The 14,074-nt window shown below is 65.9% G+C and carries 14 protein-coding genes; 7 read left to right on the forward strand and 7 right to left on the reverse strand.

Translation table 11 applies throughout. The features are described 5' to 3' along the window. Positions 1-26 precede the first annotated feature (26 nt). From BIZ42_RS07095 to BIZ42_RS07120, 6 genes are all read left to right on the forward strand, one after another. Positions 27-752 (forward strand): ABC transporter ATP-binding protein, encoded by a 726-nt coding sequence (locus BIZ42_RS07095; protein WP_070425987.1) that lies wholly within the window; start codon positions 27-29, stop codon positions 750-752. Between the two features lie 8 nt (positions 753-760). Beyond that, positions 761-2,065 (forward strand): ABC transporter permease, encoded by a 1,305-nt coding sequence (locus tag BIZ42_RS07100; RefSeq protein ID WP_070425988.1) that lies wholly within the window; start codon positions 761-763, stop codon positions 2,063-2,065. A 16-nt stretch (positions 2,066-2,081) separates the two neighbouring features. Continuing rightward, positions 2,082-3,302 (forward strand): FtsX-like permease family protein, encoded by a 1,221-nt coding sequence (locus tag BIZ42_RS07105; RefSeq protein ID WP_046273141.1) that lies wholly within the window; start codon positions 2,082-2,084, stop codon positions 3,300-3,302. Positions 3,303-3,333: 31 nt separating this feature from the next. Then, the gene (locus BIZ42_RS07110; RefSeq protein ID WP_070427472.1) at positions 3,334-3,735 is read left to right on the forward strand and encodes a PDZ domain-containing protein; all 402 of its coding nucleotides are present in this window, start codon (positions 3,334-3,336) and stop codon (positions 3,733-3,735) included. Positions 3,736-3,814: 79 nt separating this feature from the next. Then, on the forward strand, positions 3,815-5,155 hold the full coding sequence (locus tag BIZ42_RS07115) for a sigma-54 dependent transcriptional regulator (protein ID WP_070425989.1): 1,341 nt from the start codon (positions 3,815-3,817) through the stop codon (positions 5,153-5,155). Then, the gene (locus tag BIZ42_RS07120; protein ID WP_070425990.1) at positions 5,152-6,519 is read left to right on the forward strand and encodes a HAMP domain-containing sensor histidine kinase; all 1,368 of its coding nucleotides are present in this window, start codon (positions 5,152-5,154) and stop codon (positions 6,517-6,519) included. The genes BIZ42_RS07115 and BIZ42_RS07120 overlap by 4 nt, the downstream gene beginning before the upstream one ends. A gap of 63 nt (positions 6,520-6,582) precedes the next feature. On the opposite strand, the gene glmU is transcribed toward BIZ42_RS07120, so the two are convergent. Further along, positions 6,583-7,947 (reverse strand): bifunctional UDP-N-acetylglucosamine diphosphorylase/glucosamine-1-phosphate N-acetyltransferase GlmU, encoded by a 1,365-nt coding sequence (gene glmU, locus BIZ42_RS07125; RefSeq protein ID WP_070425991.1) that lies wholly within the window; start codon positions 7,945-7,947, stop codon positions 6,583-6,585. A gap of 85 nt (positions 7,948-8,032) precedes the next feature. Here glmU and BIZ42_RS07130 point away from each other — a divergent pair, with 85 nt between their 5' ends. Continuing rightward, positions 8,033-8,416: a GtrA family protein gene (locus tag BIZ42_RS07130; protein WP_070425992.1), complete on the forward strand. Its 384-nt coding sequence runs from the start codon at positions 8,033-8,035 to the stop codon at positions 8,414-8,416. 84 nt (positions 8,417-8,500) lie between these two features. Here the strand turns inward: BIZ42_RS07130 and BIZ42_RS07135 are convergent, their stop codons facing one another. The 6 genes from BIZ42_RS07135 to BIZ42_RS07160 form a co-directional block, all read right to left on the reverse strand. Beyond that, positions 8,501-8,923, reverse strand: coding sequence for a F0F1 ATP synthase subunit epsilon (locus BIZ42_RS07135; protein WP_019183637.1), 423 nt, complete (start codon positions 8,921-8,923; stop codon positions 8,501-8,503). A 115-nt stretch (positions 8,924-9,038) separates the two neighbouring features. Beyond that, positions 9,039-10,445, reverse strand: a complete 1,407-nt coding sequence (gene atpD, locus BIZ42_RS07140; protein WP_019183636.1) for a F0F1 ATP synthase subunit beta — start codon at positions 10,443-10,445, stop codon at positions 9,039-9,041. Between the two features lie 37 nt (positions 10,446-10,482). Then, positions 10,483-11,346 (reverse strand): F0F1 ATP synthase subunit gamma, encoded by an 864-nt coding sequence (gene atpG / locus BIZ42_RS07145; RefSeq protein WP_019183635.1) that lies wholly within the window; start codon positions 11,344-11,346, stop codon positions 10,483-10,485. 108 nt (positions 11,347-11,454) lie between these two features. Then, positions 11,455-13,002, reverse strand: a complete 1,548-nt coding sequence (gene atpA, locus BIZ42_RS07150) for a F0F1 ATP synthase subunit alpha (protein WP_019183634.1) — start codon at positions 13,000-13,002, stop codon at positions 11,455-11,457. A gap of 44 nt (positions 13,003-13,046) precedes the next feature. Next, a complete protein-coding gene (locus BIZ42_RS07155) occupies positions 13,047-13,574 on the reverse strand; it encodes a F0F1 ATP synthase subunit delta (protein ID WP_019183633.1) in 528 nt (175 codons plus the stop codon). Between the two features lie 3 nt (positions 13,575-13,577). After that, positions 13,578-14,048 (reverse strand): F0F1 ATP synthase subunit B, encoded by a 471-nt coding sequence (locus BIZ42_RS07160; RefSeq protein WP_019183632.1) that lies wholly within the window; start codon positions 14,046-14,048, stop codon positions 13,578-13,580. Positions 14,049-14,074: the final 26 nt, after the last annotated feature.

A 14,074-nucleotide genomic window follows, 5' to 3' on the forward strand; every position in this document is an offset into this window, starting at 1 on the left:
CCTCTCGACCCTCAAAGGAAACAGCCATGCTTGAAATGCGCTCGGTCGCCAAAGTCTTCCGCACCGAACAGGTGGAAACCCATGCTCTGCGGTCGCTGGACCTGCACGTCCGCGAGGGCGAGTTCGTTGCCGTGACCGGTCCGTCCGGTTCGGGCAAGACCACCTTCCTCAACATCGCCGGCCTGCTGGAAACCTTCACCAGCGGCACCTACCTGCTCGACGGCCAGGATGTCAGCCAGCTCGGCGATGATGCGCGCAGCCGGCTGCGCAACCAGAAGATCGGCTTCATCTTCCAGGGCTTCAACCTGATCTCCGATCTCAACCTGTTCGACAACGTCGATGTGCCGCTGCGCTACCGCGGCATGCCCGCAGCCGAGCGCAGGGAGCGCATCGAGCACGCGCTGGCCCAGGTCGGCCTGGGCTCGCGCATGAAGCACTACCCGGCCGAACTCTCGGGCGGCCAGCAGCAGCGCGCCGCGATCGCGCGTGCGCTGGCCGGCAGCCCGCGCCTGCTGCTGGCCGATGAACCGACCGGCAACCTGGACAGCCAGATGGCCCGCGGCGTGATGGAGCTGCTGGAAGAAATCAATGCCAAGGGCACCACGATCGTGATGGTGACCCACGACCCGGAACTGGCTGCCCGCGCCAAGCGCAACGTGCACATCGTCGATGGCCAGGTCACCGACCTGCTGCGCGACCCGGTGCTCGCCACGCCGCGCCCCGCGGTTGCCGCTGCCATCGCCAACGACTGAGGCCGGCCATGATCGCTTACTACTTCCGACTGGCCCTGCGCAGCTTCCGGCGCAACAAGGTGCTGACCGCGCTGATGGTGATCGCCATCGCGCTGGGCATCGGCGCCTCGATGACCACGCTGACCGTATTCCACGTGCTGTCCGGTGATCCGATCCCGCAGAAGAGCGACCGGCTGTTCAGCGTGCTGGTTGATCCACAGTCAGCGCTGGGCTATCAGCCTGGCGAAGAACCGGCCGACCAGTTGACCCGCTTCGATGCTGAGAAACTGCTGCGCGAGAAGCATGCCAAGCGGCAGGCGATGATGACCGGTGGCGGTGTGACCCTCGAGCCCGAGGGCAGCACGCTGCGCCCGTTCAACACCGATGCGCGGTATACCTCGAGCGATTTCTTCCCGATGTTCGATACGCCGTTCCTCTATGGCCAGGGCTGGAAGGAAACCGACGACGACGGGCGCGGTCGGGTCGCGGTGATTTCCAGCACGCTCAACCAGAAGCTGTTCCAGGGCGCCAACAGCGTCGGCAAGTCGGTCCGCCTCAACGGCAACACGATGACCGTCGTGGGCGTGCTGGGTGACTGGCATCCCAACCCGCACTTCTACGACCTGTATACCGGCCGCTACGGCGACAGTGAAGACGTCTACCTGCCCTTCTCCACGGCGATCGAGCTGAAGTTCGACCGCAACGGCAGCATCGACTGCTTCGGGCGCCGCAACGAGACCGACCCGACCGGTCCCAACGCCAGCTGCACCTGGATCCAGTACTGGGTGGAGCTGGAAAACCCGGGCCAGGCCGCGGAGTACCGTCGCTATCTGGAGAACTACTCCGAGCAGCAGCGCGCCGCCGGTCGTTTCGAACGCCCCAACAACGTACGGCTGCGCAACGTCATGGAATGGCTGGATTTCAAGAAGGTCGTCCCCGGCGACGTGCGTCTGCAGTTGTGGTTGGCAATGGGCTTCCTGCTGGTCTGCCTGATCAATACGGTCGGTCTGCTGCTGGCCAAGTTCCTGCGTCGCAGCGGTGAGATCGGCGTGCGCCGGGCGCTGGGTGCCAGCCGCGGCCAGATCTTCCTGCAGTCGCTGATCGAGGCCGGCACCGTCGGTCTTGCCGGCGGCCTGCTGGGCCTGCTGCTGGCACTGCTCGGGCTGTACGCGGTGCGCCAGCAACCGGTGGACTACGCCAAGCTCGCCACCCTGGATGGGCAGATGCTGCTGATGACCTTCGCGTTGACCCTGGTCGCCAGCCTGCTGGCCGGTTTCCTGCCGGCGCTGCGCGCCATGCAGGTCGCGCCCGCCATCCAACTCAAATCGCAGTAAGGATCCGGAGCACACCATGGATATCCGTCCCATTCTCTCCACGCTCCGCCGGCATAAAACCGCCGCATCGCTGATCGTGCTCGAAATCGCCCTGACCTGCGCCATCGTCTGCAATGCGCTGTTCCTGATCGGGCAGCGCATCGAGAAGATCAACCAGCCCAGCGGCATCGCCGAGACCGAACTGATCGAAGTCCGCCTGGGCGGCATCGGCCCACAGGTCAACGCCGTGGCGCGCACCCGCGAGGATCTTGCCGCGCTGCAGGCGTTGCCGGGCGTCAAGAGTGCGGTCACCCTGAACCAGATCCCGTTCCGCAACAGTTCCTGGAATACGAGCGTGGGCCTGGTTCCCGACCAGGAGCGCCCGACGCTCAGCGCCTCGCAGTATTTCGGCCGCGAAGGCGCTCTGGATACGTTGGGCGTGGAGCTGATCGCCGGTCGTGATTTCCAGCCCGATGAGTACCGGGACCTGGAAGTCGTCAAGAATGACGAAGCAGCCGCGGACGAAGGCTCGGCCGTCATCGTGACCCAGGCGATTGCGGACAAGATGTTCCCCGGCGGCGATGCACTGGGCAAGACGATCTATAGCGGCTCCATGCCGCTGCGCATCATCGGCATCGTCAAGGTACTCGCCCGCCCGACCGCTCGCGAAGGCGATTCACAGTTCTCGATGGTCCTGCCACTGCGCACAACCTATGACGAGGGCTTCTACCTGATCCGGGTCACCGATCCGACCCGGCGCGACGAAGTGCTCAAGTCCGCGGTGGCGGCATTGGAGCGGGTGGATTCAAGCCGGTTGGTGCACGGCAAGTACACCTACGAGGAGCAGCGCAGGAAGTACTTCGCCAATGACCGCGCCATGGTCGGCCTGCTGATCACCGTGTGTGTGGCCCTGCTGGTGGTGACCGCACTGGGCATCGTCGGCCTGGCCAGCTTCTGGGTGCAGCAGCGCACCAAGCAGATCGGCATCCGCCGTGCGCTGGGCGCGACCCGCAGCCAGATCCTGCGGTACTTCCAGACCGAGAACTTCCTGCTGGCCACGGTCGGCATCGTGCTGGGCATGTTGATGGCCTACACGATCAACCTGTGGCTGATGAACAACTACGAGCTGCCGCGCATGCCCATCAGTTACCTGCCGATCGGTGCGGTGCTGCTGTGGCTGCTCGGCCAGATCGCTGTCTTCGGCCCGGCCCGTCGCGCCGCGGCCGTTCCCCCTGCCGTTGCCACCCGGAGTGCCTGAAATGCACCAGACCCATCCCCAGAGCAAACACATGACCAAGACCAGCATCACGACCCTGCTGTTGTCCCTCCTGCTGGCCAGCGCACCTGCGCTGGCCGCCACCCAGAGCGATACCGCACGCCTGGAGTGGCGTGACGCCGGCCACCATCTGGTGGTGGATGCCCAGGATGGCATCGTGCGCGTCACGACCACCGAGCCGAGCAGCTACTTCGGCGTGCGCAGCGGCGATCGGATCCTGCGCGTGGATGGCCAGCCCGTACGGCGCATGGCCGACCTCACCCATGCGCTGGTCGGCAACAAGGCCACCCGGGTTCCGGTGACCGTGCTGCGCAAGGGCAACCAGGTGACCGTCGATGTCGATACCGCCGCCTGGAGCGAGGTGCTGGCGGTACCGACCCCGCCGATTCCGCAGGCGCCCGGCACCGGCGGCTGAGGCCAGCCGCGCCGGGCCATCTGCCCGTTGGCCCGGCGCTCCGGTACTCTTGAACCCACTTCCGGTCCTTCGTTGCCGCATGCCCTCGATCCTGATCATTGACGACAACGCCAGCGTCGGCACCGCACTGAACGTGCTGTTCTCGCTGCACGACATCGACACCCTGCACGCGCTTTCTCCCGAGCAGGGGCTGGCCCTGCTGGAGCAGCAGCCGGTGGACCTGGTGATCCAGGACATGAACTTCACCGAAGACACCACGTCGGGTGAGGAAGGCGAGGCGCTGTTCCAGCAGATCCGCGCACGCCATCCGGACCTGCCGGTAATCCTGCTGACCGCCTGGACGCACCTGAGCAGCGCGGTGGATCTGGTCAAGGCCGGCGCGGCGGACTACCTGGCCAAGCCCTGGGACGACCGCAAGCTGCTGGTCACGGTCAACAACCTGCTGGAACTGTCCGAAACCCGCCGCGAACTCGACCGCCGCCGCGACCGCGAACAGCGCGATCGATCGGCGCTGGAGGCCCGGTACGATCTGCGCGGTGCGGTGGTGGCCGACCCGGCCAGCGAGCGCGTGGTCAGCCTGGCCTGCCAGGTGGCGCGCTCGGCACTGCCGGTGCTGATCACCGGCCCCAACGGCGCGGGCAAGGAGAAGATCGCCGAGATCATCCAGGCCAATTCGCTGGTCGCCAGGGGCCCGTTCGTCGCGCTCAACTGCGGCGCGATTCCGGCAGAGCTGATCGAGGCCGAGCTGTTCGGTGCCGAGGCCGGCGCCTACACCGGCGCCAACAAGGCACGCGAAGGCAAATTTGAAGCCGCCGACGGCGGCACCCTGTTCCTGGACGAGATCGGCAACCTTTCCTCCAGCGGGCAGATGAAACTGCTGCGCGTGCTCGAGACCGGACGTTTCGAGCGGCTGGGCTCCAACCGCGAGCGCCAGGTCAAAGTCCGCGTGATCAGTGCGACCAATGCCGACCTGCCGGCGATGATCCGCGACGGCCAGTTCCGCGAAGATCTGTTCTACCGCCTCAATACCGTCGAGCTGGCCCTGCCGCCACTGGCCGAACGCCCCGGTGACATCCTGCCACTGGCCGAACGTTTCCTGGGCAGCGGCAAGCCGCTGTCCACCGCCGCCGCCACCGCCCTGCAGCGGCATCCCTGGCCGGGCAACGTGCGCGAACTGCGCAACGTGCTGCAGCGCGCCGAACTGCTGGCCAGCGGCCCCCGCATCGAGGCCGGTGACCTCAACCTGCCGCGTGCGGCCGCCCCGCGCGCGGCCAACCCGACGGTGGACCCGGACCGCAGCCGGATCGAAACCGCGCTGGCCCACAACCACGGCATCATCGCCCAGACCGCTGCCGAACTCGGGCTCAGCCGCCAGGCGCTGTACCGGCGCATGGACCGCTACGGCATTCCACGCGAATGAAGCGGCGCTCGTTCACCTTCCGGCTGTTCCTGCGCCTGCTGCCGGTGCTGGCATTGGCGGCCGCCTTCCCGTGGTATCTGGCGTACTGGCTGGACCATGGCTGGGCGGTCACCACGATCTCGACCGTGGTGCTGATGGGCCTGATGTGGTGGAGCCTTCGCCGCGCGACCGCACCGATCCGCTCGCTGCTGCGCGCGCTGTCCGGCACCACGAGCAGCTATCGCGATGGCGAATACAACTTCGGCATCTACTGGCCCTCCAACGACGAACTCGGCGACCTGGTCCAGGCCCACCGCGAACTCGGCGATGTGCTGCGCGCACAGCGCCAGGACCTGGTCCAGCGCGAACTGCTGCTGGACACCATGGTGCAGAACACGCCGGTGTCGATGCTCCTGCTCACCCACGGGGGCGACGGCGTGCAGCGCGTGGTGTTCTCCAACCTGGCCGCGCGCAAGCTGCTGCACAGCGGCTGGAAGCTGGAAGGCCAGCGCATGCACGATGTCATGGCGGCGATGCCGATCGAGCTGCGCGACGCTATCGCCCGTGGCGGCGACAGCCTGTTCGCGGTCCGCGGCGAGGGCCAGGACAGCGACGATGAGCGCGACGAAGACGATGAGCAGATCTACCATCTGTCACGCCGCAACTTCCACCTCAACGGCCGCCCGCACGACCTGCTGCTGATCCGCCTGCTCACTGCCGAACTGCGCCGCCAGGAGGTACAGACCTGGAAGAAGGTGATCCGCGTGATCAGCCACGAGTTGAACAATTCGCTGGCCCCGATCGCCTCGCTCGCCCACTCCGGTGGCGAGCTGGTCCGGCGCGGCAAGACCGAGCGGCTGGAAGAAGTGTTCGGCACGATCGAAGAGCGCGCGCGGCACCTGGAAGGGTTCATCCGCGGCTATGCACGCTTCGCCAAACTGCCGCAGCCGCAGCTGCAGACCGTGCAGTGGAACCTGTTCCTGGGCGGGCTGCAGCACCAGATCCCGTTCCGCATGGCCGAGGTGCCCGACGACCTGCACAGCCGCGTGGACATCGCCCAGCTGGGGCAGGCGCTGCTGAACCTGCTCAAGAATGCGCATGAAGCGTGCAGCGAAGCCGAACCGCCCAACGACGATGTCGAGGTCCGCCTGACCCGGCTGCCGCAGTGGTTGCGGCTGGAAGTCCTGGATCGCGGCAAGGGCATGAACGAGGCGGTGCTGCAGAATGCGTTGATGCCGTTCTACTCGACCAAGCGCAACGGCACCGGGCTGGGCCTGGCGCTTACCCGCGAGATCGTCGAGGCACATGGCGGCCGCATTTCGCTGCAGAACCGCCGCGAGGGCGGCCTGTGCGTGGCGGTGTTCCTGCCGGCCGACGCCCGGTAGTGCCGGCCGCTGGCCGGCACCGTCGCGGCCCGGGATCGGCTGGTTACCGGCCAGCGGCCGGCATTACTTCTTCGTGGGGCGCTTCCAGCCGTCGATGGTTTCCTGGCGTGCGCGCGCGACGGTCAGCTTGTCGGCCGGGGCGCCGCGGGTGATCACCGAGCCGGCGGCGACAGTCGCGCCTTCACCGATCACCACCGGCGCGACCAGCGAGCTGTTGGAGCCGATGAAGGCCCGGTCGCCGATGGTGGTCTGCGACTTGTTCACGCCGTCGTAGTTGCAGGTGATGGTGCCCGCGCCGATGTTGACCTTGCTGCCGATCACCGCATCGCCCAGATAGGTGAGGTGGTTGGCCTTGCTGCCGGCGCCGAGCACGACCTTCTTGGTTTCCACGAAATTGCCGACGTGCGAGCCCTCGGCCAGCACGGTACCCGGGCGCAGGCGCGCGAACGGACCGATCTCCGCCGCGCCTTCACTGATCACGCCATCCAGGTCGCAGTGCGGCTTGACCACGGTGCCCGCGGCCAGGGTGACATCCTTGAGCCGGGTGAACGCGCCGATGCTGACGCCGTCGCCCAGCACCACGCGCCCTTCCAGGATCACGTTGACGTCGATCTGCACGTCACTGCCGACGGTGACCGGGCCACGGATATCCAGCCGCGCCGGATCCAGCACGCGCGCGCCCTGCGCGCACAGTGCACGCACTTCGCGCAGCTGCCAGGCGCGTTCGAGCTGGGCCAGCTGCCACGGGTCGTTGGCGCCTTCGGCGTCCTGCGGGTCCTGCACGAAAGCCATCTCGGCCGGGGTGTAGTCACTCGCTGCCGCGGCAAAGATGTCGGTCAGGTAGTACTCGCCCTGCGCGTTGGCATTGGAAAGCTGGGACAACCAACGGCGCAGCGCGGTCGATTCGGCGGTGATGATGCCGGTATTGATGGTGCGGATGCTGCGCTGTTCGTCGCTGGCATCCTTCTGTTCGACGATCGCACCGACCTTGCCCTCGGCGTTGCGCACGATCCGGCCGTAGCCGGTCGGGTCGGCGACCTCGGCCACCAGCACGGCCAGGCGGCCCGGCTGCGACAGCAGGTGGCGCAGCGTCTCGCCGCGGATCAACGGCACGTCGCCGTACAACACCAGAACGGTTGCCGCATCCGGTACTTCCGGCATGGCCTGCAGCACGGCATGCCCGGTGCCCAGCTGCCGGCTCTGCTCTGCCCAGTGCAGGTCCGGCTGGTCCGCGAAGGCCTGCCGCACCGCCTCACCGCCATGGCCATAAACCACGTGGATCGCCTCGGGCTGCAGCTGGCGCGCGGTGTCGATGACGTGGGCAAGCATCGGGCGGCCGGCAATGGGCTGCAGCACTTTCGGCAGGGCCGACTTCATGCGCTTGCCGGCGCCGGCGGCCAGGATGATCACGTGCAGGGGCTGGGTCATGGGCAGATCACGTTCCGGGAATCGTAGAAGGGAATTCTAGTGCGCCGCTCGTTAACATGTGGGATTGCCCGCACCCGGATCGCACGTGAGTCTCCTCCGCCAAGGCAGCAGCTATCTCGTCATCGGCCTGATCCAGCTCGGACTGGACTGGGCCGTGTTCGTGGCTGCCACCGCGCTGGGCATGCCTGCGGCACCCGGCAATCTGCTGGGGCGCGTGAGCGGCATGCTGCTCGGCTTCTGGCTCAATGGCCGTTACACCTTTGCCCGCGATGGCGAACACCGGCTGGGCTGGCCACGGTTCGTGCGCTTCCTGCTGCTGTGGGGCGTGCTGACCGCGATCAGTACGCTGCTGGTGACGCTGGCGGCCGAGCATCTCGGGCTTCGCTACGCGTGGCTGGCCAAACCCCTGGTCGAAGGTGGCCTGGCAGCGGTGTCGTTCCTGCTGATGCGGACGCTGATCTTCCGCTGAGCCGGCATCGCCGGAGGCAGGCAAAAAAAAACGCCGGCAAGCCGGCGTTTTCCCTTCGCGGATGGCGCCGTCGCGCCACTCCGCTCAGTGCTTGAGGTTCTTGCGCAGGCGCTCCAGCGCCTGCAGCTGGGCGGACACTTCCGCCAGGCGCTGCTGCGCTTCGGCCACTTCCATTGCTTCACCACGGTTGGCCAGGATGCGCTCGGCTTCTTCCTTGGCCTTGCGGACCGAGGCTTCGTCGATGTCCTGGGCACGGATCGCGGTGTCGGCCAGCACGGTCACGACCTGCGGCTGCACTTCGAGAATGCCGCCGGAGATGGCGAAGTCGATCTGCTCGCCGCTCGGCGTGGTCACCACCACCTTGCCCGGCTTCAGGCGGGTGATCAGCGGGGCGTGCTTGGGCGCGATGCCCAGCTCACCCAGCTCACCGGTGGCCACGACCAGGGTCGCCTCACCACGGAAGATTTCCTGCTCGGCGCTGACGATGTCGCAACGGATGGTGCTCATGAAACTCTTCTCGCTTTAGGGCGGGCTGGCGCCCACCGCAGGATGTCCTCAGCGGTGGGCATGCGCCCACCCCGTGTGACGGGTCGGGACGGGCATGGCGCCCGTCCCCGCCGCATCAGGCCTTTTCAGCCATCTTCTTGGCCTTCTCGACCGCTTCTTCGATGCTGCCGACCATGTAGAACGCCTGTTCCGGCAGGTGGTCGTATTCGCCATCGACGATGGCCTTGAAGCCACGGATGGTGTCCTTCAGCGACACGTACTTGCCCGGCGAGCCGGTGAACACTTCGGCCACGTGGAACGGCTGGCTGAAGAAGCGCTCGATCTTGCGGGCGCGGGTCACGGCCTGCTTGTCCTCTTCGGACAGTTCGTCCATGCCCAGGATCGCGATGATGTCCTTCAGTTCCTTGTACTTCTGCAAGGTCTGCTGGACGCGCTGGGCGGTGTCGTAATGCTCGTTGCCGATGACCAGCGGGTCCATCTGGCGGCTGGTGGAATCCAGCGGATCCACGGCCGGGTAGATACCCAGCGAGGCGATCGAACGCGACAGGGTCACGGTCGAATCCAGATGGGCGAACGTGGTGGCCGGCGACGGATCGGTCAAGTCATCGGCGGGCACGTAGACGGCCTGGATCGAGGTGATCGAGCCATTCTTGGTCGAGGTGATGCGCTCCTGCAGGACGCCCATTTCCTCGGCCAGGGTCGGCTGGTAACCCACCGCCGACGGCATACGACCCAGCAGTGCCGACACTTCGGTACCGGCCAGGGTGTAGCGGTAGATGTTGTCGACGAACAGCAGCACGTCCTTGCCCTTGCCGTTCTCGTCCTTCTCGTCGCGGAAGTACTCGGCCATGGTCAGGCCGGTCAGGGCGACGCGCAGACGGTTGCCCGGCGGCTCGTTCATCTGGCCGTACACCATCGCGACCTTGTCCAGGACGTTGGAGTCCTTCATCTCGTGGTAGAAGTCGTTGCCCTCACGGGTACGCTCACCCACGCCGGCGAACACGGACAGACCGCTGTGCGCCTTGGCGATGTTGTTGATCAGTTCCATCATGTTGACGGTCTTGCCGACGCCGGCGCCGCCGAACAGGCCGACCTTGCCGCCCTTGGCGAACGGGCACATCAGGTCGATGACCTTGATGCCGGTTTCCAGCAGCTCGGTCGCCGGGGACTGGTCTTCGTACGACGGCGCCGAACGATGGATTTCCCAGGTATCACTGGCAGCCACCGGACCGGCTTCGTCGATCGGGCGACCGAGCACGTCCATGATGCGGCCCAGGGTGCCTGCGCCGACCGGCACCGAGATGGCGCGTTCGGTGTTGGTGGCAACCAGGTTGCGCTTCAGGCCGTCGGTGGAGCCCAGCGCGATGCAACGGACCACGCCGTCGCCGAGCTGCTGCTGCACTTCCAGCGTGATTTCGGTGTTGTCCACCTTCAGCGCGTGGTACACCTTCGGCACCGACTCGCGGGGGAATTCGACGTCGACGACGGCGCCGATGATCTGAACGATCTTGCCCTGACTCATTGCTGCAATCCTCTAATGTGTGCTTTGACTGTGCGCGTCAGACTGCTGCCGCGCCGCCGACGATTTCGGAGATTTCCTGGGTGATCGCTGCCTGGCGCGCCTTGTTGTAGACGAGCTGCAGGGTGCCGATCAGCTTGTTCGCGTTGTCACTGGCCGACTTCATCGCGACCATGCGGGCTGCATGCTCGGACGCGACGTTTTCCAGCACGGCCTGGTACACCAGCGACTCGACGTAACGCGTCATCACGTGCTCGAGCACGGTCGCGGCGTCGGGTTCGTACAGGTAGTCCCAGTCGTGATGCGCGACCTGCTTCTCAGCCGCCGGCAACGGCAGCAGCTGATCGAAGCTGGCCTTCTGCGTCATCGTGTTGATGAAGCGGTTGTAGACCAGGTACACGCGGTCGACCTTGCCTTCGGTGAAAGCATCGAGCATCACCTTGATCACGCCGATCAGCTGTTCCAGGTGCGGCACATCGCCCATGTGGGTGACGGTGCCGACCATGTTGACCTTGACGCGACGGAAGAAGGTCGAGGCCTTCTGGCCGACGGTGACCACGTCGATCTCGGCGCCCTTGTCCTGCCACTGGCGTACTTCGCCCAGCATCTTGCGGAACAGGTTGTTGTTCAGGCCGCCCGCCAGACCGCGGTCGGAAGAGACCACGATGTAACCGACGCGCTTGACCTCGTCACGCTGGACCAGGAACGGATGCTGGTAGTCGGTGCTGGCCTGGGCCAGGTGACCGATCACCTGCTTCATCGCCTGCGCATACGGACGCGACGTCTTCATCCGCTCCTGCGCCTTGCGGATCTTGGAGGCCGAGACCATTTCGAGCGCACGCGTCACCTTGCGGGTGTTCTGCACGCTCTTGATCTTGGTTTTGATTTCGCGTCCGCTTGCCATCTCTTCTTCCCGTGGCGCGGGGCACAGGCCCCGCGTTTGACGTAGAGCGGAGCGTTGCTCCGCTGCTTTCAGCCCAGCGGAGCAACGCTCCGCTCTACAGGACCGGTATTACCAGCTGCCGGTGGTCTTGAACTCGGTGATGCCCTTCTTGAAGGCAGCTTCGATGTCATTGTCCCAGCCGCCGGTCGCGTTGATCTTGCTGATCAGCTCGCCCTGGGTGTTGGCGAAGTGCGCATGCAGACCTTCTTCCAGCGCCAGCAGCTTGTTGACCGGCACGTCGTCGAGGTAACCCTCGTTGACGGCGTAGATCGACAGCGCCTGGTTGGCGATGGACATCGGGGCGTACTGCTTCTGCTTCATCAGCTCGGTGACGCGCTGACCGCGCTCGAGCTGCTTGCGGGTGGCTTCGTCCAGGTCCGAGGCGAACTGCGCGAAGGCTGCCAGTTCACGGTACTGGGCCAGCGAGATACGGATGCCGCCGGACAGCTTCTTGATGATCTTGGTCTGGGCCGCACCACCGACGCGCGACACCGAGATACCGGCGTTCACGGCCGGGCGGATGCCCGAGTTGAACAGATCGGTTTCCAGGAAGATCTGGCCGTCGGTGATCGAGATCACGTTGGTCGGCACGAAGGCCGAGACGTCACCGGCCTGGGTTTCGATGATCGGCAGCGCGGTGAGCGAGCCGGTCTTGCCCTTGACGGCGCCGTCGGTGAACTTCTCCACATACTCTTCGGACACGCGGGCAGCGCGCTCGAGCAGGCGGGAGTGCAGGTAGAACACGTCACCCGGGTAGGCTTCACGGCCCGGCGGGCGCTTCAGCAGCAGCGAGATCTGGCGGTAGGCGACAGCCTGCTTGGACAGATCGTCGTACACGATCAGCGCGTCTTCGCCGCGGTCCATGAAGTACTCGCCCATGGTGCAGCCCGAGTAGGCGCTGATGTACTGCATCGCGGCCGATTCGGACGCGGTCGCAGCGACCACCACGGTGTGCGCCAGGGCGCCGTTCTCTTCCAGCTTGCGCACGATGTTGGCCACGGTCGAGGCCTTCTGGCCGATCGCGACGTACACGCACTTGATGCCGGTTTCTTTCTGGTTGATCACCGCATCGATGGCCAGGGCGGTCTTGCCGGTCTGGCGGTCACCGATGACCAGCTCGCGCTGGCCGCGACCGATCGGGATCATCGAGTCGACGGACTTGTAACCGGTCTGCACCGGCTGGTCGACCGACTTGCGCCAGATCACGCCCGGCGCAACGCGCTCCACCGGCGCGGTGGCCTTGGCCGCGATCGGGCCCTTGCCATCGATCGGCTCACCGAGCGCGTTCACGACGCGGCCCAGCATTTCCGGACCGACCGGCACTTCCAGGATGCGGCCGGTGGTCTTGGCGACGTCGCCTTCGCGCAGGTGCTCATAGCCACCCAGGACCACGGCGCCGACCGAGTCGCGCTCCAGGTTCAGGGCCAGGGCGAAGGTGTTGTTCGGCAGTTCGATCATTTCGCCCTGCATCACGTCGGCCAGACCGAAGATGCGCACGATGCCGTCGGACACGCTGGTCACGGTGCCTTCGTTGCGCGATTCCGCGGCCAGCTTGACCTTCTCGATGCGGTTCTTGATCAGTTCGCTGATTTCGGAGGGGTTGAGCGTGGTTGCCATCGTCAAGTCCTAGTGCCGGCAATCACGCCGGACGTTAAATGAATTCAGTTAGCGAGCGCGGTCTGCAGGCGCGACAGCTTGCCCTTGAGCGAGCCATCGATGACCACATCGCCGGCGTCGATCACGGCACCGCCGATCAGCGACGCATCGACCGCGGTCGTCACGTCCACCTCGCGGCCGAAGCGCTTGCGCAGCGCGGCCTTGATGGCGTCCAGTTCGGCGCCGGACAGTTCGGTGGCCGAGGTCACCGTGGCCTTGACCACGTGTTCGGCTTCAGCGCGCAGCTGGTCGTACATGCCGGCGATTTCCGGCAGCAGCGGCAGACGGTGCGCATCGGCCAGGATGGCCAGGAAGCGACCGAAGGTCTCGCTGGACGATTCCGGCACCAGCATCGCGACGGCATCGTCGCGGTCCAGTTCCGGGTTCGACAGCAAGGCCGCCACGCGCGGGTCGGCAGCTACGTGGGCGGAGAACGCAAGCGCGTCCGACCACGGCGCGAACGTGCCTTCGTCGCGCGCGGTCGCGAACGCGGCGCGGGCATACGGGCGTGCAAGCGTGAGGGCCTGGCTCATCGATCAGATCTCCGAGGCCAGCTCGTCGAGCAGCGCCTTGTGGGCGTTGGCGTCGATTTCGCGCTTGAGCAGCTTTTCGGCACCGCTCACGGCCAGGGCGGACACCTGCTTGCGCAGATCTTCACGGGCACGGTTGGCGGCAGCTTCGATCTCGGCGTGGGCCAGGTCTTTCTGGCGGTTGGCTTCGACGATGGCTTCATTCTTGGCGGCATCAACGATCTGGTTGGCGCGTGCGTGGGCCTGATCGATGATCTCGTTGGCCTTGGTGCGCGCATCCTTCAGTGCATCGTTGACCTTTTCCTGCGCCTGGGCCAGATCCTTCTGGCTGCGGTCGGCAGCGGCGAGGCCTTCAGCGATCTTCTGCTGACGCTCTTCGATGGCGTTCATCAACGGCGGCCAGATCTTGGTCGCGATGATCCAGATCAGACCGGCAAACGCCAGTCCCTGGGCAACGAGGGTAAAACCGATATCCATGGGGTTCGCTCAATCGGGGGTGACGG

Source organism: Stenotrophomonas sp. LM091, from assembly GCF_001806305.1.
Taxonomy (GTDB): domain Bacteria; phylum Pseudomonadota; class Gammaproteobacteria; order Xanthomonadales; family Xanthomonadaceae; genus Stenotrophomonas; species Stenotrophomonas bentonitica_A.